Origin of the sequence: Pseudomonas sp. ICMP 10191 (assembly GCF_001467335.1) — a bacterium.
GTDB lineage: Bacteria > Pseudomonadota > Gammaproteobacteria > Pseudomonadales > Pseudomonadaceae > Aquipseudomonas > Aquipseudomonas cerasi.
The window spans coordinates 19,620-46,200 of record NZ_LKGW01000120.1; the positions used below are offsets into that span (position 1 = coordinate 19,620).

The following is a 26,581-nucleotide window of genomic DNA, read 5'->3' on the forward strand; positions in this document are numbered from 1 at the left end:
GGCATGGACGTAACAAAAATAGCCCAGACGTTGTTCGAATTCGTTGATGCCGCTCTGCAAAGCGCTTTGGTCACCGGCATGGCAAAGGTAATGCTGGGGCTTGGAGCGCTCTTCGGAACCATGTGGTTGATCGACTTCACGCTTCGAAACATTCAATGGTTGTACCGAGGAATGAACGTCGCCTTTGAAGACGTGGCGAAAGAAATTGCAAAAATGGCGTTTATCACCGCGTGTGCATTCAACTTGGAGTGGTACGTGAAGACAATCGTGCCCTTTGTCACTGGCCTCCCTAATTGGATGGGGGGAATCATGTCCGGCCAGGAGGGTGTGCAAACCAACCAGATCGACAGTTTGATTGTTGCGTATATAGAAAACCTGCAAGCGCTTATAAGTGCCATGAACTTCAATATCATAACTACCAGTGTTGCTAATATTTGGTTGGGTATTCAAGGAGTGGTTTTTTATGTGCTCGGAGGTATCCCGTTCTTGCTCGCCGCCGTTGCCACGCTTTTTGTGCTGAAGGTGTCGACAACAGCTATTGTGTCCGTAGGGCCTCTATTCATTGCATTTCTGTTGTTTGATCAGACCAAGCAGTATTTCTGGGGTTGGGCATCAGCCATTGGAGGCTTTATGTTGGCTCAGGTACTAATTACGGTCGTACTTGCTATCGAGATTGGCTTTATCAACACTGCGATGATCAAAGATGGTTCTTTAAATACCTCTCTGGCGGGTAATTTCATCATCTTGCTTGTCTTTGGCACGTTTACAGCACTTGTCATCGAACTGCCTGGGCAAGCGGCTTCCATCATGGGTGGCGGCCCCTCCGGAGGCGGAATGGTCAGCCGCATTTCAGGGTTTGGTGCAGCCAAGGGTATGACACGCGGTGTCGCCGCTGGCATTTCCAGACTGCGGAGGGGACGCAACAACATCAAATAACACATCGCTTTACCGGCTACGCCCTCTCACTAATCGCAACACCCTCGCTTCTCTCAGGTACTCCAATATGAATTTCAAACTTGCTTTGAGCGGGCTGCTTTCGGCTGCCCTGCTGTCAGGGTGTGGCTCTGCACCCAAACTGTCCGAACCGGAAGGGCAATGGGAAGACATGCCCTTCACCCATGCCCCTGCGCCTCGCGCTGCCCCCGTGGCAAAGCCTGCTCCCGTGCCTGGCCGGGTGCTGCCAGAAGCGAGCCCTGCGCCCAAGGCCCAGTCGCTCAAGACCACCCCTCCAAAGCGTCCGGCAAACGCCTCCCCGGCAAAGCCTGGCGAGGCCCCGCCCAACGATTCCAAATGCTCCGCGAACTGATCCGCGCAGCACGTGTTTGTCCAGGTTTAGGTGACTTATGAAGAAGCTTCGCAAATCCAAAGAGGATGTTATCGAGCAGGAGCGGCAACTGGCCGCCCGTACCAGCATCGACGCGGCCACCGCACAAGAAATCAGCCTGGTTGAACAGGCTTGGATTCATGCAGCTCGGTACTTTGAAAAGAGCATCGCCGCCGATGAAAAGGCCAAGACCAAACGAGCAACGCGGTTGAATTATGTGTTCGGGGCTATTGCCGTCATGTCAGTTGCTGCCGTGATGGGCTTGACCCCGCTCAAGACCGTGCAACTTGGCCTGGTACGGGTCGACAGAAATTCCGGTTACACGGATGTGGTGTGGGCCGACGACAAAGGCAAGCCACAGGAGCAGATCGATGACGAGTTCTGGCTTTCCGCGTACACGCGTTTCCGCGAGAGCTACAACTTTTCGAGTAACGATGCCAATTACGCCATGGTCAAGTTGATGTCCTATGACGAGACCTTTACCGAGTACCGCAACTTCCAATTGTCCTCCAAGGGCTATCTGGAAGTGCTGGGGACCAACCGGCAAATACGCACGGATATCAACAATATCAATTTCCTTGATCGTAAAGATCGGGAAGGCACCGCCCAGGTGCGGATTACTAAAACCGTGCTGGACCGCAATGGCGTCCCCGATCCCCAGCTGCACCCGGTCACCTGGGTGGCCACAGTGACCTACGACTACAAAAACCCTGCGAAAAAAGCCGGTGATCAGTGGCTGAACCCCCGTGGCTTCGGGATCAAGGCCTACACAATGACCCAAGAAGTGGGGGTGTCCAATGGTAAATAAAGCCGCTTCAGGCTTCACCGCCTTGTTGCTTCTGACGTCAGGCCTGCACGCCTCTGCTGAGAGCATGGGCACTGGCTCGGCACTGGACCGCCGTGTACAGACGGCCATTTATTCGCCTGACGAGGTGTACAGGGTGCAAGCGACGGTTGGCCGTGGAGCGCTCGTCCAGCTCCAATCCAACGAGACGATCAATCAGGACACCGGGCTGATGGTCTCGGGCGATCCGAAAGCCTGGTCAATTGGCCCCAACAAGGCGGGCAACATGGTCTCGCTCAAGCCGATCACCGATCAGGAACCTGATACGAACCTGACCATTAACACCAATCGGCGTACCTATTTGATTGAGCTGAAGCTGGTCGAGCGCACCCAGGACTCGACGTATCTGCTGCGCTTCACCTACCCCGAGCCGCCGAAAAAGGCTGTTGCGGCTCGCCGTGATCCCGGCAACCCATGCGACGGCCCGGTGCAAAACGGCCCCTATCAAAAGCGCTCGAACGCAGATAGCAAGTCCATAGGGCCGTATGAGGGCTGGGACAACGGCATGCTGACCTGCTTCCGCTTCACCGGCAACGGACCGCGCCCGGTGCTGTACCAGGTACTGCCCGATGGCACCGAAACCGTGGCCGACATGCACAACGAACAGAACGTGATCGTGGTGCATGGGGTCAGCCGATTGTTTCGGTTTCGCCTGAACGGTCTGCTTGTAGAGGCCCGGCCTACTGCCCAGGTGAACACGGGGTACAACTTCAACGGAACCACCACCGGCGAGATTCGGGAGCTTAAGCATGCAGAACAATGACAACGACCAGGCTCCGGAGAACACTCAAGGGCCGGATAGCATCGGGCCGCCCGAATCAGCAGCCGCCCCGGAACAGAAACCGGCCTCCGAGCCTGCCAGCACCCAGGCCCGTGGGGCTTTTGACGTGCGGGCCAAACGCACAGGCGATGCCCAGAACAAGAAGACACTCTACCTTGGCCTGGCTGGGCTCGTGTTGGTTGGTCTTCTGGGCATAGGCGGGCTCTGGTACTTCACCATTTCCCAGATGAAAACCACCGGCTCCGAGGTCGATGAAACCAACGTCAAGAAGGACGCGACCCTGGACGTGAATCTGGGCAGTGACGACAGCATGAAAAAGGCACGGGAAGCCAAACTGGCCGCTGACAAAGCCGAAGAGGAAAGGCGAGCCCGAGCGGAAAGAGAGCGATTGGCCAAGGAGCAAAAGGATAAGGAGGATGCCGAGCGCGGAAAAACCGGTCAGGACCATGCCGGTAGTGCGCCGCCACCGCCCGGCGCGTCCGGCCAGAACACGCCCGTGGAACAGACCCCCCGGCAACGCAAACTGGGACGTGAAATGTTGGTGACCTCGGAAGACGCGCAGGGTACTGGTGCTGGGAATCCTCAGCCGCAACAGCCGTCCGGCGAGCAGCCATACCTGCCGCCTTCAATGCTGGCCGACATTCAGGGCGGATCGAGCAGCGGTCTGGGTGGTGAATCGTCCAGCAGAAAACGCAGCAGCCTGAGCAATCTGGGCGGTACCACCTTTGTCCCGGCCAAGGCGTACCTGGCACCGAACCGCAAGTACCTGGTCAGCCACAACACCTACACGCGCTGCGCGCTGTATACCGAAATCATCAGTACCCACCCAGGGATGGTGGATTGTCGTCTTACCGATCCGTTGTATTCCGCTGATGGCTCCACGGTGATAGCGGCAGCGGGTGACAAGCTCACCGGTGAACAGACGGTTGAGGTTGGGCCAGGCGAAACCAGCGTGTTCACTACCTGGACCGAAATAGAAACCCAAGCGGGTGTGCGGGCCAAGATTGACAGCCTGGGTGCAGGCCCCATGGGAGCCAGCGGGACCGAAGCCTGGATTGATCGTCACTACATGCAGCGCTTTGGCGGTGCAGTGATGTTGTCGTTCATCCAGGACGCGCTCCAGGCAGCGTCCAACACGACGCAGAAAAGCTCGGGGTCTGGAGGTTACACGGTGAACAACAGCGAGCAGAACGTGGAGAGCATGGCCAACAAGGCGCTGGACAGCACCATCAACATTCCGGACACCGCGCATCTGCTGCCAGGTACGGTCATCACCGTCATCGTGGCCCGAGACATCGACTTTTCATCGGTTTTCGAGAACCGCTAAGGAGTATTCATGACTGAAGAGCAAGGACTCACCGAAGACACCCTGGTTCTGGACTTCCTCGACCAGGCAGGTGCCACCGAGCGCCTAAATCGTCAGGGCACCAAGGACGTGGCCATCAACCGGCCTTACGAGTTGTGGGTGGACGGTCCAAACGGCTGGGAACACGAAGAAGCGCCTTGGCTCACCTACAACCTGTGCTGGCGGCTGGCCAATGCGCTCTGTGCGCTGAGATACCGCGTACTGGCTCCTCACTCACCTATTCACACTGTGAAATTACCTGGCGGGGAGCGGGGCCAGATCGTCATGGCCCCGGCGTGCGAAGAGGGCACCCTGTCGATGACGTTTCGAAAACCCTCTTTGGATCGCTTCACCCATATGGATTACGTCAACAGCGGTCGCTATGACCGGGCCAAGGCCATCGCTTCACCGATACTGACCCTGAAAGCCTGGCAGCGCGACATGCAGGAAGCCCACGCAGCCGGCGAGTGGCACCGATTCATGGAAATCGCCATCGCTAATCGCCAGAACATCATCATTTTTGGCGGGCCGGGCTCGGGTAAAACCACTTACGGCAAGTCGCTGATCGACATGTTTCCGGTTAACCGCCGCATGATCACGATCCAGGAAATACTGGAGGACCCCATGCCCTTCCACCCTAACCATGTGCATTTGCTCTATGGCCATGTGGTGACGCCCAAAGCCCTGGTGGCCAGCGCGATGCGGATGAAGCCTGACCACCTGTTTTTGGCCGAGCTGACTGGTGATGAGGTGTGGCACTACATCGAGATTCTGAACACCGGCACCAAGGGCACCGTGACCACTGCGCACGCCAATGACAGTGAAGCGGGCTATGCACGTGTGTGCGGCCTGGTGAAGCAGTCACCAATCGGACTCGGCCTGGATTACGCGTACATCGAGCGCCTGGTGCGCACCTCATTCGACGTGGTGGTGTACATGGAAAACACCTACATCGAGGAAGTGCATTACGAGCCTGAACACAAGCTGGCCCTGCTCAATGGCCAGCGTCAACGCGCAGCCTAGGAGAACGCCATGTGGTGGAAAGTCTCGTTATCAATCGTGTTCATGATGGCTGTGTGCTTCGTGATCGGGCTGTACGCAGGGGGTGCTATGTATCTGCACCTGACCCAAGGTCACTTCGCTGGCTTGGCTTGGGACACACTATGGGAAGCCCGCAAGCTGGCCTGGAACGACCGGCGGATGCTGTACGTGCCGTGGTCATGGTGTGTGACCGCTGCCCTCACCTTCCTGCCGGTCGGCATCACGCTTATGGCCCTTTTCGTGCGTTTGAAGCCCAAGACCTCGCTGCACGGTGATGCCCGCTTTGCCAACAACCGCGAGCTGCGTCAGTTCGAGTACCAAGGCGAATACAAGAACACCAGCAAGTAGGGCATTGCACCCACATCACCGCCTGATACACCCGCCCTTACCAACCCTTTCCATGCACTGCCACGCAGACGGCTATCAGCCGCCTGGGGCCGAGCTGTGTCCGGAAGCACCTTGCAGGAGATTCCCAATGGAACAATCAAAAGAATCGAAACCCCTTCTCTTTCTGGGTTTGCCCTTGCCCATTGCGCTGGGCGTCGTCTTTGTCATTGCAGCTTGGCTGGGCATTTGTATCGCACTCGCCCAGCTCGATCAGATCAGTGCATCGCTCAGGCAGATCCAGGCCAATCAGCAGGTGGCCATCGCCCTGCAACAAAGCCTCGACGCCCAGGCGATTGAGCGTCGAGCAGGTGTCCGCTGATGGCCCGAGCTAAATCCAAGCGCATCAGCCCAAGCAATCCCCAAAAACGGATCGATGAACACCCCGCGTTCCTGCTTGGCAAGCACCCCACGGAGGATTCTTTTCTGGCCAGCTACGGGCAACAGTTCGTGATGCTGGCCGCACCACCTGGCACCGGGAAAGGGGTCGGGGCTGTGATCCCCAACCTGCTCAGCTACCCCGATTCCATGGTGGTCAACGATCCGAAATTTGAAAACTGGGAAATCACCTCGGGGTTTCGTGCATCAGCTGGTCACAAGGTCTACCGCTTTTCACCTGAGCGTCTGGAGACGCACCGCTGGAACCCCCTGAGCGCAATCAACCGCGATCCGCTCTACCGGCTGGGGGAGATTCGCACCATCGCCAGGGTGCTGTTCGTCTCCGACAACCCCAAGAACCAGGAGTGGTACAACAAGGCGGGCAACGTCTTCACCGCCATGCTGCTGTACTTGATGGAAACGCCGGACATGCCCTTCACGTTGCCCCAGGCTTACGAAATTGGCTCATTGGGGACAGGGATGGGGACGTGGGCTCAGCAGATCATCGAGCTGCGCAGCACCGGCCCTAATGCGCTCTCCTTTGAAGCCCTTCGCGAGCTTAATGGTGTATTCGAGGCCTCGAAAAACAAGAGCAGCGGTTGGTCCACCACCGTGGACATCGTGCGCGACGTGTTGTCGGTGTATGCCGAGAAGACGGTGGCCTGGGCCGTGTCAGGGGATGATATCGACCTGTCCAAAGCCCGTGAAGAAAAGATGACTGCGTACTTCAGTGTCACCGAGGGTTCGCTGAAGAAGTATGGCCCGCTGATGAACCTGTTTTTCACTCAGGCCATACGGCTCAATTCCAAAGTCATACCGGAGCAAGGCGGGCACTGTGCAGACGGCACGCTTCGGTACAAGTACCAGCTGGCCCTTTTGATGGATGAGCTGGCCATCATGGGCCGTATTGAAATCTTGGAGACTGCGCCCGCCTTGACCCGAGGCGCGGGGCTGAGGTTCTTCTTCATTTTCCAGGGTAAGGATCAGCTGCGGGCTATCTATGGTGAGGAAGCTGCCAACGCCATCATGAAGGCGATTCACAATGAAATCGTGTTCGCCCCTGGTGATATTAAGCTGGCCGAGGAGTACAGCAGGCGCTTGGGTAATACCACCGTGCGCGTCCATAACCAGTCATTGAACAGGCAGAAGCATCAGGTTGGGGCTCAAGGGCAAACAGACAGCTACAGCGAACAGCCCCGGCCCTTGATGCTGCCCCAAGACATCAACGAGCTGCCTTATGACAAGGAGTTGATCTTCGTACAGGGAACCAAAACCACGCCCGCCCTGAAGATTTTGGCTCGCAAGATTTTTTACTACGAGGAAGAGGTGTTCAGGTCGCGAGAAAAGCTGCCGCCGCCGCCCTTGCCCGTGGGGGATGCCTCCAAGATCGACGCGCTCACCGTGCCGGTGCGCACCGTCGAAGCCAAGGTCGCGGTGGCCGACACCAAGCCCATGCAGGCCGAACAACGGCAGCGCTGGAATCCCAAAGACAAAGCGTCCGAAGTGGCTCAGGCCGAAGCGGACAAGGCACAGCCAGTTGAGGTCGAGCCAGATCCAGAGCCTGTGCAGGCTGACGACACCTCCGAACCGATGTAGTCCCCCCACCGGCGCACCCAAGCGTCTGCAGGAGCAAAACATGAATACCTACAGCAAAACGGCTGACCGCAAGGGTCAGGCCGCTGGCAACGCCGTGCCTGGTCGCGGCAAAACGCGGGTCTGCGCGCTGTTCGCAGTGTGCCTGATGGGCAGTGGCTCAGCCTTCGCCGGTGACCCGTGCAAGTCCGTGCTTTGCCTCTACGGCAAGTTCACCGGCAACAGCGGTGGCAGCGAATGCCGCAGCGCCGAACAGGACTACTTCAGCATCCTGGTCAAGAAGCACGGGAACATCAAATGGAGCCAGACCGCCACGGCGCGCCAGGACTACCTCAACAGCTGCCCTGGTGCTGATCAGAGCTACACCCAAAAAATCAACGACAAGTTCGGCAAGGTCCGGGGCTAAGCCCCAGATCCTGACAAGGAGAACACCATGCGAGTATTCATTGCGGAAAAGCCTGCCTTAGGCCAAGTCATTGCCGAAGCGCTGGGCACCGTCATACGCAAGGACGGCTATTTCGAGTGCGGCAGCAACGATATCGTCACCTGGTGCGTGGGCCACCTGCTCGAACTGGTCCCGCCCGAGGCTCACAACCCCGATTATAAAAACTGGGTTCAGGCCGACCTGCCCCTGAAGCTGCGTCCGGCCAAGTACCAGCCCATCGCACGCACCAAGGACCAGCTGAGCATCGTCCAGCAGCTGATCGGTCGCGCTTCGGAAATCGTTCACGCCGGAGATCCGGACGACGAAGGCCAACTGCTGGTCGACGAGGTCCTGGTGCATTTCGGCAACACCGCGCCGGTCAAACGCATCCTGATCAACGACATGAACGCTAATGCTGCCCGCAAAGCGTTGGACGGCCTGCGCGACAACACCGAGTTTTACGGCCTGTTCCAGAAGGCACTGGCCCGCAGCATTGGTGACCAGCTCTACGGGTTCAATATGACCCGAGCCTGCACCCTGGCCGGTAGGGCCAAGGGCGTCAAAAGCGTGTTGTCAGTGGGCCGCGTGCAGACCCCGATCCTGGGGCTGATCGTGAATCGCTATCTGGCCAACAAGAGTCACGCCAGTGCGTTTTACTACACGATTGCGGCAAGCCTGGCCGTTGGTGGCAGTCGTCCCCAGGCTCGCCTCGTGGTGGCTGCGGATGCCCCGATTGATGACAAGAACCGCATCATCGACGAGGCGTATGCAACGCAGGTAGCCGACGCGTGCCGGCAGAAACCAGCGAACGTGATCGAGGCCCGTGTGGAGGAGAAGCAAACCCCGGCACCCTTGCCGTTCGCGTTGCTCGACCTGCAGGTGTTTATGAGCAAGACCCATAGCATCGATGCTGAAAAGACTCTGGCACTGACCCAGGCACTGCGCGAGAAGTACAAGGCCATCACCTACAACCGTTCCGATTGCAGTTACCTGTCCGACGAACAATTTGCCGAGGCTCCGGAGACCTTGAGCCTGCTTAGCCAGGCACTGCCGGATCTAGCCGGGATGTTCACCGAAGTAAATTCGGAACGCAAAAGCCGGGCTTTCGACGACAGCAAGGTTTCGGCGCACACCGCGATCATCCCAACGGCAGTGAAGATCGACATTGCCCAGCTGAGTGACGAAGAACGCGCCGTGTACCTGGCCATCGTCAAACGCTACGTCGCGCAGTTCTTGCCCGAAAAACGTTACCTCAGTGCCGAAGTACGTTTTGGCGTGAACGGCCACACCTTCGTTGCGCGCTCCACCAAAGTGACGCAGCCCGGTTGGACGGCGCAGGTCACTGAAGAAAACGAGCAAGACGAAGACGCATCGGACGCGGCCGAGGTTGCGAGCCCCTTCGATGCGCTGGCGGATATGAAAGTCGGTGACGCCGGGGTATGCGACGGCATTACGGTGGCCAAGGAAAAGACCAAGCCCCTGCCGCTCTACACCGAAGCAACGTTGCTCAAGGATCTGCAGCGCGTGGCCAAGTATGTGAAAGACCCGCGCATCAAGCAGCTGCTGATCGACCGCGACCAGGGCAAGAAAGGCGAGAACGGCGGCATCGGCACCCCGGCGACTCGCGCCGCGATGCTGGCCAAGCTGCAGGAGCGGGGTTTCTACGCGGTAGAGAAGAAAAAACTGATCCCCACCCCGTTGGGTCTGGAGTTCATCGCCGCGTTGCCAGCGATTGCGACGACGCCGGACATGACCGCGCTCTGGCATGAACAGCAGCAGATGATCGAGGCCGGTGAACTGACCGTCGACGCGTTCCTGGACGAGCTGGAGTCCTTCATTGCAGACCAGGTGCAGAACATCGACCTGGGCAACGTGCAAGGCGACGGTAAGCCGGTGCTGGACAGCCTGAACGCCCAGTGCCCCATGTGTGGGGGTGAACTGGCTGTTACCCCGCGAGTGATCGGCTGTCGCGCCTGCGCCTTCAAGTTCCATCCGGAAGTCAGCGGCAAGATGCTGTCGCCTGGCCAGATCGAGGCGCTGCTGACGAATGGCAAGACCGGCGTACTGAAGGGTTTTCACAGCAAGAAAACCGGCAAGTCCTTTGAAGCGGCCCTGAAGCTCAATCACGAAGCCAAGCTGGAATTCGTATTCAGCCGCAAACCCACGCGCGCATGACCCCTCTCCTCAACGGAGGCATTTGCTATGTCAGACGAGAAATTACCCAAGGGAGCGTATGCCGCCCTTGAAGCGCTTCAGGCCCAGGCTGTAGCCGTAACAGCTTCGATTCCAAGCAACGACCTTGAAGCGGTGGCATTGGGCCGCAAGGCACTTGCAGACGCTCAGGCACAAATGGCGAAACATCCGAATTGGGTGGCCAAGATCATCAAGGCGCTGCTGATAGCCCCATTCGACGAAGTCACCATCCTGACCGCAGACGCTGATTGGCTTGCACAGACCTTTACCGAACGTGTTGCTCAGTGGCCACCTGGTGACACGATGACTGCGCACTGCCCCAACTGCGAGACCCCCGCAACTGTCGATATCGTCAACGTCAGGAAGTGGGAAATGACTTGGCGTCCAGTGGATTGCGACACCTGTTTCGCCGAGTTTGAGTTGTCGGCAGACGGCACAACAGCCTTGATATTGGCCCCTGCTGCGCAGTCTTCGGCCCGGGGCCGCGAGCTGTTGAACACGACAATCCATTTTGATCCCGACGCCAGCAAAAACGCCCCCTACACCACTGCCGTTGAAATCTTGCTTGGTGGTGTGGGCCGTCTGATGTTTCCCGATGGCACCGAGCAGTTCGTGGACGATGACGCCGAACCGGCGCTGATCTATTCGCCACGCCTTCAACCCGACGCCCTGGAGCGGTTCTGCGAAGAACACATGGATCGCTACGAGCGTTTTCATGAGGAACACGAAGCGCAATTGGCAGGCTTCGAACGTATCGCCATGGACGCCTTTTGGTAAGTCCATAGGTCTCGTAACACTCCCTCACATCCCTTTAAGCACTCATTGAAGAAGGAGCGCAATCATGGCGCGTGGCATCAATAAAGTGATCCTGGTAGGCACCTGCGGACAAGACCCTGACTGTCGTTACCTGCCCAACGGCACTGCGGTGACCAACCTGAGCCTGGCCACCAGCGAGCAGTGGACTGACAAGCAGAGCGGGCAGAAGGTCGAAAAGACCGAATGGCACCGCGTGTCGCTGTTTGGCAAGGTGGCTGAAATCGCTGGTGAATACCTGCGTAAGGGCTCGCAGGTCTACATCGAGGGCAAGCTGCAAACCCGCGAATGGGAGAAAGACGGTATTAAGCGCTACACCACGGAAATCGTCGTGGACATGCAGGGCACGATGCAGTTGCTGGGTGGCCGTCCACAGGGCGATTCCTCGCAAGAGCAGATCGGCCACGGCAGCGGTGGCAGTGATCACCAGGAACCCTCTCGGCAGCAAGCTCCCCAGCAGACGGCACCAGAAAAACCGTCCGGCAGGGGCAAAGCCGCACCGAAACCGCCACGTGCATCAGGTAAGCAGGCACAGGCCAAAGCGCCCGAACCGCAACCCGCTGGGGATTTTGACGGCGGTGATGACAAGATCCCCTTCATGGACCCCTACCGGTTCAACTGGATGCTGGTCTGAACCACCCATACAGCGATCTTGCCCACGTCAGGTGCCGCGCTCCCGGCTCGTCGTGACGCGCTTTATCGTCGCGGCGAACGGAAGCACGGGCGCAGCGAACACTTGACGAACCCCTGTACAGAAAAGGCTCACCTTGGGAGTGTGGGGTAGCTTCACCACCCCGCGCTCCCGAGGTCAACGCGGCCGTTGCGAGATGACAAGGGCCGCGCCCTTGGTGTTCAAACCTCCCGGCCAACTCACATTTCAGATCAAGCACACCAGGTAGTAATTACCCGGTGCTAACCCCTCTATTCAAGGAATACCCAAATGAAAGCGATCAGTTGGTTTAAAAAGAAAGTCGTCGTCATTAACTACACCGGCACCGTAGGCAAAACTACCATCGCTGCCAACCTGCTGTGGCCACGTATGGGCGGCGCTCCGCTCTATGCCATCGAGTCCATCAACGAAACGGCCGAGAACCTTGGCCTGGATGTAGAGAAGCTGCGCGGCAACGCATTCCGTGAGCTGTTCAAACGACTCATGCTTGAGGATCAGGCCATCATTGATGTCGGAGCGTCCAATGTGGAAGACTTCATGGCCAACCTGGAGGAGTTTGACGAGGCTCATGAAGAAGTCGACTACTTCGTGATTCCAGTCACCTCGGGCACCAAGGAGCAAAAAGAAACAGTCAGCATGATCGGCAGCCTGGCCTCTCTGGGCGTACCTCCTGAAAAGATTCTTGTATTGTTCAATCGTGTCAAAAAGGATGTTAATGCAGAGTTTCCGATTATCTTTGCTTATCACCAGCGCGCCGGTGCATTCACGTTGAATCCAGAATGTGCCGTGTTCGAATCAGAATTATTTGACGCTCTGTCTATCCACCGCATTTCAATGCAAAGCGTCATGGACGATGACATCGACTACAAAGCACTTCTTAAGGACAAAGACGCTAGCGCACAAGAGCGTGATCGTTGGTCTGACATGTACGGACTGAAGCTCTTGTGTAAAGGCGTCAATCGCAAGCTTGATGCGGTGTTCACAGCGCTGTTTGGCATTGAGGTGATCAAATGAGTGAACATGAAGCTGTCCCAACTACTGCGCGTGATGCTCTGATCATTGAGCTTCTGAGCGATGTCGGTCGTTTGCACGATGATGTAAAACGCATACCGCAGTTGCTTGAGCTATCGATGAGGGATTCTCTGGATATTGTGGCCGACGCTGTAGAGGATGCGGAAGATACCGCCTTGCTTTTGCAAGAAACGACAAAGGAAGTCATTCAAGCGACTGCCGCCAAAGCAGGTGTGGACGTTGCTTTGGAAATGTCCACGGCCATTCACCAGAGTTTAGAGCGAGTGTTCGAACCTGCTTTGCAGCGCGCAGCAATCAAAATCGATGACTTGGAAAAGCGAGTAAGTGTTTTATCCGGTAACTTCCGTGACACACAGGCTTCACGGTTCAATTACATCGTCTTGTCGGGATTTGTGGCCGTGAGCATCGCGGTAGTGTGTGCAATGGGTTGGGTAGCGATTAAGGCTCAGGACGTTAATGAAACCAATCGATGGTTCTACCACGAATACAAAAAACAGCAGGCGGTCATTGATACGCTACCGTCTGCCATCAAAAAACAGTTCGCGCAGTAACTACCGAGCCAATAACCATACCACTGTCATGGCTTGGAAGTTCTGTTCGCGTCACTGATGACTTGAGCCCAGTTCGTGTTTTCCACCTCCTCCCTGATCTGCTTCATGCTTTGCCTGATGTTGGCTCTTGGCGTGGTTTTTTCGCCATCCAGCAATGCGGGTTTTTCGACCGCTGCGCTATCGCTCTTTTCAGGTAGGGGGTGTTTAACCTGTCCGGCTCGTTTATGACTCTTACGGATTCGGTACAGCGCCTGGTCGAAGTGACGAAGGCTGACTGCAAGTCCGGTATCAACCAGTTTTTGGTGGATCACCGTCCTGCTTACACCTGAGTCGAGGGCGTTTTCGATCACGTCATACAGGTCGCGGATTTGCGCAGTGTAGGACCTGGCTTTGCTGTCCTGGGCCAATTCTGCCAACGCCTCACGCCGGTTTTCGGTTTCTTGAGCCACGATTTGCCCCTTGCTGCGTACAAAGTGATGTAATTCTGATGTAAATCTGTCGTATTCGAGCGTAACACTGATGTAGAAAAACGCAATGCCAAGCATTCTTGACGTAATACCAAGCATTTTTGATGCAATTCTGATGTAACCCGTGGGTTCGCCCTGCTGACCCCCTATCTCGAATTCGCTAAACAGGCACGTTACCGATTGTCTACAAAAAAGAGCTTCGCCTTTTTCGTAGCCAATCGACGTGCCAAAGGGGATACCCCTTTGAAACCCCGCAGAGCGGGAAAGCGTTGTTGTTGTCGTTGTTGGTTGTCGTCATTCCAGGTGCCCCCAGGAGGTGATCTTGTGGCCGAAAAAGTGAACAAGTCGTGCCCAGTGTCATGCCGTTTCACGGACGAACAGTTCGCTCGGTTTGCCGAGGACATAGCTCAATCCGGCCTGAAGCCAGCCCGATTCTTTCGTGACCTGGTGATCAGCCGTTCGCCTACCTTCGAGCGGTCCGCAATCGATAAAAAGCGGATGCAGCAGGTATTCGAAAAGTCCGGACATGCTCTAAACCGAGTTGCCTATTCCGCAAACTCGGCACCTTACAACGGCACCGTTTATCAAAAGCAGTATCTCCACTGGCTTAATAAGCTGAATGCTATTCAACAACTGTTGCTCACCGTGTTGTCCGAGACTGACCCGCCAAAACCGGCAAGGCCAGTCCATAACGGCAACCGTGGTTCACCTAACGTATCTGGCAAAAAAGTTCATATCATCCGGTTTCGACTCACCCAAGACGAAATGACCCAGTTCGATGACATGATCAAACGGGCGGGCTGTTCTGCATCAACCTTTTTTAGAGAGCTGATTTTAAATCCAACTCCAGTATTCAGAGAGTTTACCGGGTTTAGGAGAAGAATAGTATTCATCGTCAATAAAGCCGGTAATAACATTTCGCAGTTGGCTTATATCGCTAAATCAGCCAGTGACAGGGGCCTCATTACCGACAGTGTGAGAGACAAATGGTATGAAGCGCTGGTGGTCATCGAAACGATTTTATTAGCAGGTATTGAATATGCTGATTAGAGTCAGTGGCTATAACACCGGGGCGCAGGAGTATTTAGAACAAGGTAACAAGTCGGGCCGAGAGTTTACACGTGATGAATTGGACCATCGTTTGATCATTGAGGGGCAGCTCAGTGTTACTAGAGCTATCTATGAAAGTATCCCGGACCATGGCCAAGATCGCTACCTTACGTTCACGCTAAGCTTCAAAGAGGACACAGTGTCACCTGAATTGCTCAAGGCAGTGACGACCGACTTCAAGAACTTCTTTATGCATGCGTACAAGCCTGAAGAGTTCAATCTGTATGCCGAAGCGCACTTGCCAAAAATGAAGACGGTCACTGATAGGAAAACCGGCGAGGTGATTGACCGCAAGCCTCACATTCATATCATCATTCCGCGTATCAACCTGCTGAGCGGCAACGAGGCCAATCCGGTCGATGTTTATAAGAATCATGAGAAGTATTTTGAAGCTTTTCAGGAGCACATTAACCAGAAGTACGGTCTGTCTTCACCGCGTGAGAATGTGCGTGCGGACATTACCGATGCGGCCAGTGTTTTGTCACGTTACAAGGGCGACGACTTTTACGGCAAGAACCGCCAGTTCAAACAGCAGCTGGTTAAGCAGGTCATTGAGCGCGGCGTAAATTCACGCGCCGATTTTTATGCCCTGGTAGCTGAGCACGGTGAAACACGCATCCGTAATGAAGGCAAGGACAACGAATACATTTCGGTCAAATTGCCGGGTGACGCAAAGGGCACGAACCTTAAAGACACCATCTTTCAGGATGACTTTATTGTCCGGCGTGAACTGAAAAAACCACCGCTTGAAGCCAGCGTCATCCAGGAACGCTTGCTCGCCTGGCCGCAGCGTGCAAGGGAAATCAAATACGTCAACAAGGCCACTCCCAAGTTTCGCAAAACCTATTCCGAAGCATCCCCTGAAGACCGTGTTCGGCTACTCGCTGAGCGCGAAGCCAATTTCTACCGAGCACATGGAGAAGATTATGAAACCGTACACACCGGGCAACGACAGAGAGATCACCAGCGAAGTCCTGCTGAAACTACAGGGCGACGCATTGCGGCATCTGCCGATGGCGTGCAAGACCTGTCCGTCAGCCATGTGGCAGATCACCGGCAAGCCGGACCGACCCGAAGCCGTGACGGTGCGGTGTTACTGCCCAGTGATGCACACGTTCACGTGGGACAGTCGCAACCAGGAGGAGATTCTGGATTGCGATCATCTGTACCAGGAGGAGGACGAGGAAGGCGGGCCGGGTCCACAGCTGAGCGAGGAAGAGGAGGAAGCCAACCTGCCGCCGTTTCTCAGGAAACAAAGGGAACAGCAACGCCTGCAGGCGCAACAGGCCGACGACGAGCCGGAGCTGGAAAACCCCGAAACACCCGAGTACGAGCTGGACGTGTAGTCCCGCCTTATGCCCAGAACCCCCACCGTGTCGCCACCATCGCTGACATCGAGGAGCGGGGCCGACGCCTGTTTGACCCGCTCAAGCGGCCTTCTGACAACGCGCTGGTGTTCTATCGATCATCCAGCCACCTACAGGTGGCCGACCAGTTGCCCCAGGCGAGGGCTGCGACGACAACGCCTGTCCAATCTACTGCCGGACGCAGGCCCCGGAGTTCAGGCAAGCCCCACCCTCCCCGTCAATGGAGGCCTGGTGCTGTCCCGCCTTACGCCAAGAACCCGCACCGGGTCGCGACGGTGGCTGACATCGAGCAGCGCGCCCGGATGCTGTTCGATCCGCTCAAGCGACCTGCAGACAAGGCGCTGGTGTTCAAGCGTGCTTCGATCAAGGCCCTGACCGTTAACAAACACGCCTCCACGGTGGCCGCGTATTTCACGCGGCAGGCGCAGCACAACCAGATCGCTCCGGCCCACCGCCGGGCCATACGCCGGATTGATCAGCAGTATTTCGCGCTCAGGCGCGCCGTGTTCTCCGATCAACGCTTAACCCGCCAGGACAAGGCGCAGCTGGTTTCCGTGCTGACGTTCGAGCGGCTCAAAGCGCGTGAACAGTTCCACAACCCGAAACCCAACATCGAGGTAAATCTCATGGGCAGTGCAGCTATACGCAATCTCTTAGACGTTGAAAAAGAAGACCCAGGCTTCAGCATTAGCGGCGCGAGGGGACCTGCCCCCGAAGGCGTGCGCGAACGGGTGAAGCGGGTCATGGATCGCTTCGCCAAACAGGTTGATCCAGTCGCCGCCAGTGAGCGGGCCCGCGACCTCAGCGCCAAGGATCTTTACACGCGCAAGGCCAAGTTCAGTCAGAACGTGCATTACCTGGACAAACAGACCGACAAGACTTTGTTTGTCGACACGGGTACCACCATTTCCATGCGCCGCACGGGCATCACCGAAGCCGGGGTGTCCGTAGCCCTCCAGCTGGCCCGGGAAAGGTTTGGCAGCACACTGACGATCAACGGCACTGCCGAATTCAAAAAGCTGGTGATCGAGGCGGTGGCCAAGAATGGCCTGGACGTGCATTTCACCGACAAGGCCATGAATCAAAGCCTGGCTGACCGCCGTGCAGAGCTGGACATCGAACGTGATGGCCAGAGCATTGGTCCTGCCACCGACTTGCCTAGGCACGTTGATGACGCCACACGGGACGTGCGGGACCAGGCGGATCGCCTAGGCGTTACCGTGCCTATCGAAGCGCTGTATGGCCAAGGAAAAACGGCTGACCAGGTTAGCCAGGCGCTGGCCACCCAGCTCGATAGTGTTCCCGAGCCGGAGCGCATTGCGTTCGTGGAGACGGTGGCGATCACCCTGGGCATTCCAGAACGCGGCCAGCCCAAGGGCGACCAGGCATTTGCACAATGGCAGGCGCAGCGTGCGCAACCGGCTGCGAATTCCGCAGCACCAGCAACGTCTGAAGCGCAGGCCAATGTGCCGACGCCTTCAGACGCCGTGCCTGAACCGGTGAGCCCAGAAGCCGCGAAGCCTGCGCTGGCCAACGACCCTGACCTGCAGAGCCCAAGCGAGCTGGTCCGGCTTGAAGCGCAATGGCGTCGTGATTTTCCGATGTCCGAAGCGGATGTCAGGGCCTCTGATACGGTCATGGGCTTGCGAGGTGAAGACCATGCCATCTGGGTCATTGCGACGGATGACAAGACCCCAGAAGCGGCTGCCCTGCTGACGGCTTACATGGAAAACGACAGCTACCGCGAAGCGTTCAAAGCCAGCATCGTCGCCGCTTACAAGCAAGTCGAAAACTCGCCTCAGTCGGTCGATGACCTGGACCACCTCACGGCGATGGCTGCCCAGATAGTCAATGAGGTGGAAGAGCGTCTGTTTCCGACACCTCAAGCAGCAACGGGCCAGACAGCCCCGTCCAGGAGCAAAGTCATCGAGGGCACGCTTATCGAGCATGGGGAAGCACCTTATCAGCACAATGACGACAACCAGATGAGTTACTTCGTGACGCTCAAGCCCGAGGGCGGTAAGCCCCGCACGGTGTGGGGCGTAGGGCTGGAAGAGGCCATGAGCGACGCAGATCTGAAGCAAGGCGACCAGGTACGTTTGCAAGACCTGGGCACCCAGCCTGTAGTGGTGCAGGTCATCGAAGAGGACGGCACTGTCACGGACAAAACGGTCAACCGCCGCGAATGGTCAGCGCAGCCGGTCGCGCCTGAACGGGAAGTGGCCGAGACCACGCCCAAGGGCCAGGCCATGGCCGCCGGCACTCCGGATCTGTCATCCCCGGATGAAGATGATGGTATGAGTGTGGATTGAACCGAGAGAGAACCCACCTCCTTGTGTGGAGGTGGGTCCCTTCCAGGCGACTCAGTAGATTCCTCGTAGCAAATTTTCCATAACTTATGTAAGTTATGTCACTTCAATAATCAGTATCAAGGGCAGTTCATGATCTTACTTTTAGGTGGTGAAAAAGGCGGTAGCGGTAAAAGCTGTCTGGCTCAAAACCTGGCCGTCTGGCTGCAGGCTCGCGGAGGTGACGTCCTGCTTCTAGATGCCGACCCTCAGGGCACAACCGCAGACTGGGCTGCTGAACGCTCTGCACAGGGAGACCTCCCTGCGATTCCTGTTGTGCAAGCACACGGCAATATTCGTCAAACGCTGACAGACCTTCGGGGCCGGTACAGGCAAATTGTGGTCGATGCTGGAGGATCTGATTCGGAGGCACTGCGGTCAGCTATGACGGTAGCAACTCATATGTTGATCCCTTTCCGGCCCAAGCGGCGAGATCTCAAGACCCTTCCAAAGGTCGATAACCTGGCACGACTGGCTACTGCAGTGAACCCAGCATTGAACGTGCGTGCAGTGATAACCCAATGCCCTGCCCTTCCTAGCCAGATACAGCGGATATTGGATGCCAAAGAAGCATGCCGCTCCTTCGGCATTCAACCTCTTGACGCGATTACTACAGCTCGCAATGTCTACGACGATGCGGATGAAGACGGTTGTTCGGTCTTGGAGAGCAACTCTGACGCACGTGCTAAAGAAGAGATAGAGACGTTGGCAGCAGAGCTTTGGGGGGCTGCAAAATGGGATTGAAAGATTTGATTCGTAAGCCTGAGCAGGTCTCCCCGTCTTCGGAGGCCAACGACGAAGCAGCGCTGGCTTTCATATCTGCAGCGCCCGTTAGTGCCACGCCCGAGCCTAAGCGCAAGCGTAAAAAAGCTTCTACATTCGTACGTACTACTTTTTCCCTGTCCAAAGACGTCAACAGGCAGATAGATAAGATTTCTCTATTGCCACGGACCTTCCGCATATCTCGATCCGATGTGATTCGGGCTGGGATTATGGCCCTCCAGGAGCTGGATAAGGCCGATCTGATTGCGTTGCTAGAGAATGCATCGAATGCTGAACCCATCACCGATTTTACGGAAGACGAGTAAGTGGCCTAACTTACGTAAGTTATTTCAGTTGCATAAATTACTTCACTTATATTGCTGAGAGCCACGTACTGCAAGGCCTATGGCCATTCGCAATATGACAAAAATCTGTGCAATATCAGCTGTAAAAAATGGCATTTTCATTGCGGATGGGGAACTCGGGTGGTAGTGTTCACGCACTTTGCCTGCCCACAGTTGCTGGGATGCCATATTTTTCATGCTCGAATGAGCGTAGACGGGAAAATTTCTAACGATTTAGCCAAATAGCAGAAACCAAAAAGCCCCGCTTGCCGGCGGGGCTTTTTGGAAAAACTTGAACAGGCCTTGCTTTTTTCGAGAGAAGGAGACCTGTCCAACACACATAACGTGAGCTGATTATGGCGTTCACTGCGGCTTTGTGCAAGCCGTCAAAAGTGAAGCCTTCAGTTCACCGCTGAACGGTGGACTTATGGAAAAGATTTTTCAGCGGCTGCGCGTCCTCGATGACAGCACCCTGCCCCCCCGGTTGATCCCTTGCGTCACACCCTTTCACGCCGTCGGCCAACCTGCTGGCCAAGGCGGTGAAGCATGAGCCACGACAACGCGATCAGTCTTGTCCTTGCGACCTCACCCACGGCCAACGCCGATCCGCTGGCCACCAGCACCCACATGCCACCGACCCGTTTCTTCGAAGACGGCACAGCGCTCAATCGGTTATTGCTGGAAGCGCCGTACATGGCGCGATGCAGTGACGATAAAACCGCGTCCCGCGTTCGCCCTCGTGAGTACGCGCTTCGTTATCCCTATATGCAGGTCAATCGCCCCGGCATGGTGTCCTGGCTGGTGTTCGACCTGGACCACGCCAATGCCCTGGCCTGGGACGATGCCGGGTTGCCCGCGCCGAACCTGATGGTGCGTAACCGAAAAAGCGGCCATTCCCAATTGTTCTATGCCGTGCCGTCCGTGTGCACCACCGAGAACGCCCGAGCCAAGCCGATTCAGTACATGAAAGCGATCTATGCCGCGTTTGCCGCTCGCCTCGACGCGGACGTGGACTACCACGGTGGCCCTGTGGCCAAAACACCTGGTCACCCCTGGTGGGAGACGACTGAATTCCACAGCCACGTCTATGAACTGGGCGAACTGGCGAGCGCGGTAGAGCTGACCGTCAAGCCATGGGCCACTGGTCCCAAACTTGACCAGGTCAGCCATTCGCGGCACTGCATCCTGTTCGAGCAGCTGCGTTATTTTGCGTACAGCATCGTCAATCGCGAGCGCGAGCTGGGGTCGTTTGAGTCTTTCATGCGCTCGCTCGATGCGTATGCGTACAACCACAACAGCTTTCAAAAACAGGGCTTTTCGGAAAACCTGCCGCTGTCTTCGATACGCGCCACGGTCAAATCCGTAGGTCGCTGGACGTGGGATCGGTACACCGGTGATCGTCGTTGCCATCGAGGCGCAATGCAGCTCGATGGCAGCTTGTCGCTCACCGAGCGGCAGAGCCTGGCTGCGAAGCGCACCAATGAGCTGCGGCACAAAGCCACAGAATCGAAGATCCGTGCCGCGTGCAGGCAGCTTCAAGACCAGGGCAAGGCATTGGTACGTTCTGCCATTGCGACACTCGCCGGCGTTTCGGTGAGAACGGTGGCCTGCTACATGCACATTCTCACTGAAGTCTCTCAACCATCCACTGTGAGCGTTCTCAGGGTCACCCGTCAGCCTGCTATGGCTGTCTCTGGTGCACATGGCCAAGTCGATTCAACTACCCCCAAACCCGCTCCGGCCCGGGCTGCAAATCGCTGCGCTACGGGTGTGCAGTCCGGTGTACATCAGATATCTGCGGTCACGCAGGGGCCGCAAGCTGGAGAGCCCTTAAAAACAGAACATGACGATTGTTCATGATAGGGCGTGGTTGAATGAGTTCAGTGCGATCAGAGAACGGCTTATGTGCTGTTGGTCGGCTTGAGTTGACGGGAAACCGCACCGCGCCGTTAACTGTACGTCCATACAGTTAACTCTGTTTTCAGTCAGGTTCGCGTCATGAACGTCAAAATACTCGGTCGGTTGTGCGAGTCCGGAAAGGTCATCCCGCTCTACACCTTTAAAATCCCTGCCGGTTTTCCTAATCCAGCAGCGGATCACATCGAGCAGGACTTTTCATTCGACCGGCTGATGGACTTGCGTGCGCCTCACATCTACGTGGCCAAGATCGATGGTGACAGCATGGAAGGTGCGAAGATTTTTCATGACAGCTTGGTGGTCGTAGATCGTTCGCGAAAACCGTCCAGTGGCAGCATCGTGATTGCGGCACTGAACAATGAGCCGATGTGCAAAATCCTCATCCTGCAGGGCGATCATGTGGTGTTGAAGTCAGCCAACCCCGCCTATCCGCCTCGGCATATCCTGGAAGGTGAAGAGCTGTCGATATGGGGCGTTGTGCGACATGGCGTCACAAGCTTTGAGTAACAAGCCAGCGCCGGTCTTTGGCCTGGTCGATTGCAATTCGTTCTACGCCAGCTGTGAGCGCGTTTTCCGACCTGACTTGGCCAAGATCCCCATTGTGGTGCTCAGCAATAACGATGGCTGCGTTATTGCCCGCAGCTACGATGCAAAACCCTACGTGAAAATGGGCGCGCCTTATTTTCAGATCAAAGATATTTTGCGCCGGCACGGAATCCAGGCGTTCAGCAGTAATTTTTCGCTCTATGGCGACTTAAGCCAGCGCGTGATGGCCATCATTGAATCCATGGTCCCTGCTGTTGAGGTTTATAGCATCGATGAGGCGTTTGCAGACCTGACCGGCATGCCTGGCAATCTGACCGAGTTGGGAAGGTCAATTCGATCCAAAGTCTACCGCTGTACCGGCATTCCCGTGGGGGTGGGGATTGCACCGACTAAGACACTGGCCAAGCTGGCCAACCACATGGCAAAGCGTCTTCAGGCGCACACCGGCGGGGTCGTTGACATCTGTGACCCTGTAAAACGCGATTGGGTACTGCGTAATACTTCTGTCGGAGAGGTCTGGGGCATAGGTCGAAAGATGAAAGCGCACCTGGAGGGCATGCAGATTCTGTCGGCCAAGGACTTGGCCATGGCCGATCCTTCGATGCTGCGCAAAACATTCAGTGTTGTGATCGAGAAAACGGCACGCGAGTTGGCGGGCACCGCGTGCCTGGAGTTGGACGAATTCGAACCTCCACGTCAGGAGATCTGCTGCAGCAGAATGTTTGGTAAGCGGCTGACCGAGCTGGGGCCGATCAAAGAGGCGGTGGCCACCTACATGATGCGTGCCTCTGAAAAATTACGCGCTCAGGGATCGGTGTGTAAAAAGATCCGGGTGAGCATTCGCACCGGCATGTTCAATCCTGACGAAGCCAAGTATGCAAACGGCGCTCTGGTCCAGCTGCCCTACCCCACCAACGATGTGAGGGTGATGACCCAGTTCGCGACAGAGGCGGTTTCGCGGATTTTTCGACCAGGCTTCAGGTACAGCAAAGCCGAAGTCTTGCTGATGGATATCTGCCAGCCAGGCGAATTCACCGACGATCTGTTCACCATCAATCAGCCGGCGAGTTCAGATCGACTGATGGCTACTTTGGACATGATCAACGGCAAGTGGGGACGCGGGACGCTGCGTACAGGATCAGTACCAGTCGTTCCGGATTGGGGGATGCGCCGTGAACAAATGAGCCAGAGCTACACGACACGCCTCGATCACCTGTGGGTTGTAAAGGCTAAGTGATCTAGGTTTTATCCAACGTAGACAAAGCTATCTACTGTAGAATATTTGCCGCGTAGATAAGGGAGACATCGCTCAAATGGCACAGGCAAAACTCATACGCCAGGTAGGTCTTACGACGACGGAGTCTCCGACTCAAATGCTGGCCTCCGCACGCGCCATGGCCCGTGCTTTAGCCAATACTTTTCCGATCGAGCACCAGTTAGCTTTGGCACGAGCTTTCGGTGTTCGTCTGATCGAGAGTTGGTGGGATGAGCTGACCGGCATTGACATCGTACCTCCAGAGCTAAGAGTGCCGCTACAGCCTTTTACTGTAGAGGTTCTCCCCCAATCCGCTGCTGCGCTGGCGGAGACTATTGGTCGCATTGCCGCGAGCTTTGATGCTGAGACAGCCGCCTATCAAATAGGACTCACCTACACGGGGATGCTTCCTGCAGGGCACCGCGGGACCTATGGAGTTTTTTACACGCCCCCTGTTTTGACTGCCCGATTGATCGAACAAGTGACAACAGCGGGCATAGACTGGGCAACATGCCGTGTGTTGGATCCTGCCTGCGGGGGAGGCGCTTTTCTTGTGCCTATCGCCCAGCGAATCATCAATGAAGCGAAGGGCTGTAGTTCAAAGCTGCTGATGCAAAGCATCGGTAACCGTCTACGCGGGTACGAGATCGATCCCTTCGGCGCTTGGCTTACGCAGGTTACTTTGGATGCGGTGGTACTCCCAGTGAGCCGCATCGCAGGCAGACGGCTGCCGGTGATGGTTACCGTCTGTGATTCGTTGCGTCGAAGCCCTGGGAGAGATCGTTTCGATTTGGTAATAGGGAATCCTCCCTATGGCCGAGCAAAACTCGATACAGAAACACGGGATCGTTACAAACGTTCGCTCTATGGCCACGCTAACCTTTACGGACTGTTTACTGATTTAGCGTTGCGTCATACCAAACTGGGTGGGGTGATCGCCTACGTTACGCCGACCTCCTTTCTTGCTGGTGTCTATTTTAAAAACCTACGGGCTTTGCTTGGGCGATCAGCACCACCGCTATCCATCGATTTTGTCACTGTGCGCAAAGGCATGTTCGATGATGTGCTGCAGGAAACTGCATTGGCCACTTACCGGCGCGGTGCCGCTGGTGCACCGGTGGTGGTGGCAGAAATTTCACCGATAACAGATGGCCTGGCGATCCACCAAACCGGTGTGATTGAGTTTCCTGCTGATCCTTCGTTGCCATGGCTTTTGCCCCGTACTGCCCAACAAGGCGCATTGGTGAAGCGTTTGACGCAAATGCCGCACCGCCTGGCCGATTGGGGCTATACGGTGAGCACCGGTCCGCTTGTATGGAATCGATACAAGAGCCAACTGGCACACCGTCCAAGCAGCAAGCGGTTACCGCTCATTTGGGCCGAAGCCATTACTACGGATGGCCATTTCATATTTCGTGCGGAAAAGCGTAACCACGCGCCCTACTTCGAGCTGCAAGCCAGTGACGGGTGGATGGTCACGACCAAACCATGCGTGCTCTTGCAGCGAACCACCGCCAAAGAGCAGAGCCGGCGACTAATCGCTGCCGCGTTACCTGCCGAGTTCTTGAAGACACACGGAGGTGTCGTTATCGAAAATCATATCAATATGATCCGGCCGATCAGCGAGGTGCCGGAGGTCAGTGCAGAGGTACTGGCTGCCTTTATTAATAGTGGGGCTGCAGATCGCGCATTTCGCTGTGTCAGCGGCTCGGTTGCCGTTTCGGCCTACGAGCTGGAATCGCTACCGTTGCCCGCACCAGACGACCTAGGCGAACTGACTCGTTTGGTAAATGCAGGGGCTGATCGTCAGATAATCGAAGCCGCTTGCACTAAATTGTTTGAAGGGGATAGGTAGTGCTGCCACCTTATGTAGCAAGGGACTTAGTCGCCGAACGCCTACCGCTAATTTTCCCGGAAGGGACGCCCAATAGAACGTATTGCACGCGCGAGCTGGCAGCCAGCACTGTATTCACAATGCTCTATATCGGAGCAGTCGAGGGATCTGGCGTTTTATTGGGGCCGGTGCACGTTTATCGCATGACGGATCAGCAAGCAGCGGACGGCAGTGACGAAGCGCGTCATAACTACAGGTCCAATTTGCGAAAGCGCAATTTTACCATTCCTGGTAAGCGATGGTACGCCGACAACACACGCGAACCCATTCGCGATGAAACCTTGCGCGAGGGGCTGATCGCCGTTGGTGCAGTCATTGAGGACAGAACCGTTTCCACGACTGCGGGCGCTCCGCGTTATGCGCTCAGAAATGGGCTCGCTGCGCTATTTGCCCCATCCTTGAATGGGGACGAATTGGCATCCGCCATCCTGGGTTGGCAGAAGGAGCACCTGAACAAAGGAGCGCTGGCTAGGATTTCTCTGATGCGCCTTGGAGGAACTGACAAGGAAGGGGTTCTGGTCAGTTTCCCCAACGGTGAGACCCGTACGTTAGCCCCTGGCCCCAGTTCGGAAATATCCCGGGCGGTGGTAGAGGTCTTCGCAAAGCAGTTTCTGGCGAAACCTGTTGTTCTCTGGCTGAGCGAGTCCAGCAACAAGGTGGCTATGCAGGATTTGCGCATGGCTTCCAGCATAGGCCTGGATATTGAAGCGCAAAAAAACTTACCTGACTTGATCCTGGTTGACTTGGGACCTGTTCATCCGCTCATCGTGTTCGTTGAGGTAGTGGCCACCGACGGTGCTATTACAGAACGCAGACAAGAGGCTTTATTCTCGCTCACGGATAAAGGTGGGTTCAAACGATCGAGCGTAGCATTCGTCACGGCCTATGCGGACCGTCAGTCACCAGGTTTTAAGAAGACCATTAGCGGTCTTGCTTGGGGCTCATTCGCTTGGTTTTTGAGCGAGCCCGACAAGATATTCATGCTAAGCGACGGTATAAAACCGTTGTCAGGATTGATCGAAGTTATCACACGACAATAAGGGAGCAACTTATGAAATGGTACCCGAACCTTGGGGTGCTTACCTTGGCCAGCATGGCTGTCGCTAATGCGGCTGATAAGGTGGAAGTGTCGTAACCGTCCGGGCAACTCATCTAGCGTAGCTGGCTCTATTGTTTTACGAGATTGCGCAACGATGAA

General features: G+C 56.3%; 27 protein-coding genes. 25 read left to right on the forward strand and 2 right to left on the reverse strand.

Annotated elements, in window-relative coordinates; translation table 11 throughout:
• The first annotated feature begins 3 nt into the window (after positions 1 to 3).
• The 15 genes from AO388_RS17670 to AO388_RS17735 all read left to right on the forward strand — a co-directional run bounded on the left by AO388_RS17670 (position 4) and on the right by AO388_RS17735 (position 13,373).
• A complete protein-coding gene (locus AO388_RS17670) occupies positions 4 to 936 on the forward strand; it encodes a type IV secretion system protein (RefSeq protein ID WP_058416838.1) in 933 nt (310 codons plus the stop codon).
• 67 nt (positions 937 to 1,003) lie between these two features.
• Complete coding sequence (locus AO388_RS27760) at positions 1,004 to 1,306, forward strand: conjugal transfer protein (RefSeq protein ID WP_083515833.1); 303 nt, start codon at positions 1,004 to 1,006, stop codon at positions 1,304 to 1,306.
• A 37-nt stretch (positions 1,307 to 1,343) separates the two neighbouring features.
• Positions 1,344 to 2,132 (forward strand): virB8 family protein, encoded by a 789-nt coding sequence (locus AO388_RS17675; protein WP_003436826.1) that lies wholly within the window; start codon positions 1,344 to 1,346, stop codon positions 2,130 to 2,132.
• Entirely contained in the window at positions 2,122 to 2,931 is an 810-nt protein-coding gene (locus AO388_RS17680; RefSeq protein WP_058416839.1) for a P-type conjugative transfer protein VirB9, read from the forward strand. Before AO388_RS17675 ends, AO388_RS17680 begins: the two co-directional genes overlap by 11 nt.
• Positions 2,918 to 4,276 (forward strand): TrbI/VirB10 family protein, encoded by a 1,359-nt coding sequence (locus AO388_RS17685; protein WP_058416840.1) that lies wholly within the window; start codon positions 2,918 to 2,920, stop codon positions 4,274 to 4,276. Before AO388_RS17680 ends, AO388_RS17685 begins: the two co-directional genes overlap by 14 nt.
• Before the next feature lie 9 nt (positions 4,277 to 4,285).
• The gene (gene virB11 / locus AO388_RS17690; RefSeq protein ID WP_003407093.1) at positions 4,286 to 5,317 is read left to right on the forward strand and encodes a P-type DNA transfer ATPase VirB11; all 1,032 of its coding nucleotides are present in this window, start codon (positions 4,286 to 4,288) and stop codon (positions 5,315 to 5,317) included.
• A 9-nt stretch (positions 5,318 to 5,326) separates the two neighbouring features.
• Positions 5,327 to 5,683, forward strand: a complete 357-nt coding sequence (locus AO388_RS17695; protein WP_016569416.1) for a hypothetical protein — start codon at positions 5,327 to 5,329, stop codon at positions 5,681 to 5,683.
• Positions 5,684 to 5,810: 127 nt separating this feature from the next.
• Positions 5,811 to 6,041, forward strand: a complete 231-nt coding sequence (locus AO388_RS17700) for a hypothetical protein (RefSeq protein WP_058416841.1) — start codon at positions 5,811 to 5,813, stop codon at positions 6,039 to 6,041.
• Positions 6,041 to 7,693, forward strand: a complete 1,653-nt coding sequence (locus AO388_RS17705) for a type IV secretory system conjugative DNA transfer family protein (RefSeq protein ID WP_058416842.1) — start codon at positions 6,041 to 6,043, stop codon at positions 7,691 to 7,693. Before AO388_RS17700 ends, AO388_RS17705 begins: the two co-directional genes overlap by 1 nt.
• A gap of 40 nt (positions 7,694 to 7,733) precedes the next feature.
• On the forward strand, positions 7,734 to 8,096 hold the full coding sequence (locus AO388_RS17710) for a TrbM/KikA/MpfK family conjugal transfer protein (RefSeq protein ID WP_058416843.1): 363 nt from the start codon (positions 7,734 to 7,736) through the stop codon (positions 8,094 to 8,096).
• Between the two features lie 27 nt (positions 8,097 to 8,123).
• Positions 8,124 to 10,289: a type IA DNA topoisomerase gene (locus tag AO388_RS17715; RefSeq protein ID WP_058416844.1), complete on the forward strand. Its 2,166-nt coding sequence runs from the start codon at positions 8,124 to 8,126 to the stop codon at positions 10,287 to 10,289.
• Between the two features lie 27 nt (positions 10,290 to 10,316).
• Positions 10,317 to 11,084, forward strand: a complete 768-nt coding sequence (locus AO388_RS17720; RefSeq protein WP_058416845.1) for a hypothetical protein — start codon at positions 10,317 to 10,319, stop codon at positions 11,082 to 11,084.
• Positions 11,085 to 11,148: 64 nt separating this feature from the next.
• Positions 11,149 to 11,754: a single-stranded DNA-binding protein gene (locus tag AO388_RS17725; RefSeq protein ID WP_058416846.1), complete on the forward strand. Its 606-nt coding sequence runs from the start codon at positions 11,149 to 11,151 to the stop codon at positions 11,752 to 11,754.
• Positions 11,755 to 12,060: 306 nt separating this feature from the next.
• A complete protein-coding gene (gene stbB / locus AO388_RS17730) occupies positions 12,061 to 12,804 on the forward strand; it encodes a StbB family protein (protein ID WP_055010220.1) in 744 nt (247 codons plus the stop codon).
• Positions 12,801 to 13,373, forward strand: coding sequence for a hypothetical protein (locus AO388_RS17735; protein ID WP_058416847.1), 573 nt, complete (start codon positions 12,801 to 12,803; stop codon positions 13,371 to 13,373). Before stbB ends, AO388_RS17735 begins: the two co-directional genes overlap by 4 nt.
• 26 nt (positions 13,374 to 13,399) lie before the next feature.
• Here AO388_RS17735 and AO388_RS17740 read toward each other — a convergent pair whose 3' ends face one another.
• Positions 13,400 to 13,939 carry a hypothetical protein gene (locus AO388_RS17740; RefSeq protein WP_058416848.1) on the reverse strand — a complete coding sequence of 180 codons (540 nt, stop codon included), beginning with the start codon at positions 13,937 to 13,939 and terminating at the stop codon, positions 13,400 to 13,402.
• Between the two features lie 225 nt (positions 13,940 to 14,164).
• On the opposite strand from AO388_RS17740, the gene AO388_RS17745 reads away from it, so the two are divergent.
• A complete protein-coding gene (locus AO388_RS17745) occupies positions 14,165 to 14,890 on the forward strand; it encodes a plasmid mobilization protein (RefSeq protein ID WP_058416849.1) in 726 nt (241 codons plus the stop codon).
• A 202-nt stretch (positions 14,891 to 15,092) separates the two neighbouring features.
• On the opposite strand, the gene AO388_RS30365 is transcribed toward AO388_RS17745, so the two are convergent.
• A complete protein-coding gene (locus tag AO388_RS30365; RefSeq protein ID WP_058416850.1) occupies positions 15,093 to 15,326 on the reverse strand; it encodes a hypothetical protein in 234 nt (77 codons plus the stop codon).
• A 550-nt stretch (positions 15,327 to 15,876) separates the two neighbouring features.
• On the opposite strand from AO388_RS30365, the gene AO388_RS30050 reads away from it, so the two are divergent.
• From AO388_RS30050 to AO388_RS17795, 9 genes are all read left to right on the forward strand, one after another.
• Positions 15,877 to 16,296, forward strand: a complete 420-nt coding sequence (locus AO388_RS30050; protein WP_058416851.1) for a hypothetical protein — start codon at positions 15,877 to 15,879, stop codon at positions 16,294 to 16,296.
• 764 nt (positions 16,297 to 17,060) lie between these two features.
• Positions 17,061 to 18,629 (forward strand): LPD7 domain-containing protein, encoded by a 1,569-nt coding sequence (locus AO388_RS30055; RefSeq protein ID WP_330219499.1) that lies wholly within the window; start codon positions 17,061 to 17,063, stop codon positions 18,627 to 18,629.
• Positions 18,630 to 18,758: 129 nt separating this feature from the next.
• On the forward strand, positions 18,759 to 19,409 hold the full coding sequence (locus AO388_RS17765; protein ID WP_003407061.1) for an AAA family ATPase: 651 nt from the start codon (positions 18,759 to 18,761) through the stop codon (positions 19,407 to 19,409).
• Complete coding sequence (locus AO388_RS17770) at positions 19,400 to 19,753, forward strand: hypothetical protein (RefSeq protein WP_046235789.1); 354 nt, start codon at positions 19,400 to 19,402, stop codon at positions 19,751 to 19,753. Before AO388_RS17765 ends, AO388_RS17770 begins: the two co-directional genes overlap by 10 nt.
• Positions 19,754 to 20,317: 564 nt before the next feature.
• A complete protein-coding gene (locus AO388_RS17775) occupies positions 20,318 to 21,631 on the forward strand; it encodes a replication initiation protein (protein ID WP_058416852.1) in 1,314 nt (437 codons plus the stop codon).
• 138 nt (positions 21,632 to 21,769) lie between these two features.
• Positions 21,770 to 22,195 carry a LexA family protein gene (locus AO388_RS17780; RefSeq protein ID WP_057434162.1) on the forward strand — a complete coding sequence of 142 codons (426 nt, stop codon included), beginning with the start codon at positions 21,770 to 21,772 and terminating at the stop codon, positions 22,193 to 22,195.
• Positions 22,173 to 23,471 (forward strand): Y-family DNA polymerase, encoded by a 1,299-nt coding sequence (locus AO388_RS17785; protein WP_058416853.1) that lies wholly within the window; start codon positions 22,173 to 22,175, stop codon positions 23,469 to 23,471. Before AO388_RS17780 ends, AO388_RS17785 begins: the two co-directional genes overlap by 23 nt.
• A 136-nt stretch (positions 23,472 to 23,607) precedes the next feature.
• Complete coding sequence (locus AO388_RS17790; RefSeq protein WP_236713919.1) at positions 23,608 to 25,344, forward strand: Eco57I restriction-modification methylase domain-containing protein; 1,737 nt, start codon at positions 23,608 to 23,610, stop codon at positions 25,342 to 25,344.
• On the forward strand, positions 25,344 to 26,423 hold the full coding sequence (locus AO388_RS17795; protein WP_058416855.1) for a BsuBI/PstI family type II restriction endonuclease: 1,080 nt from the start codon (positions 25,344 to 25,346) through the stop codon (positions 26,421 to 26,423). The genes AO388_RS17790 and AO388_RS17795 overlap by 1 nt, the downstream gene beginning before the upstream one ends.
• The last annotated feature ends 158 nt before the right edge of the window (positions 26,424 to 26,581 follow it).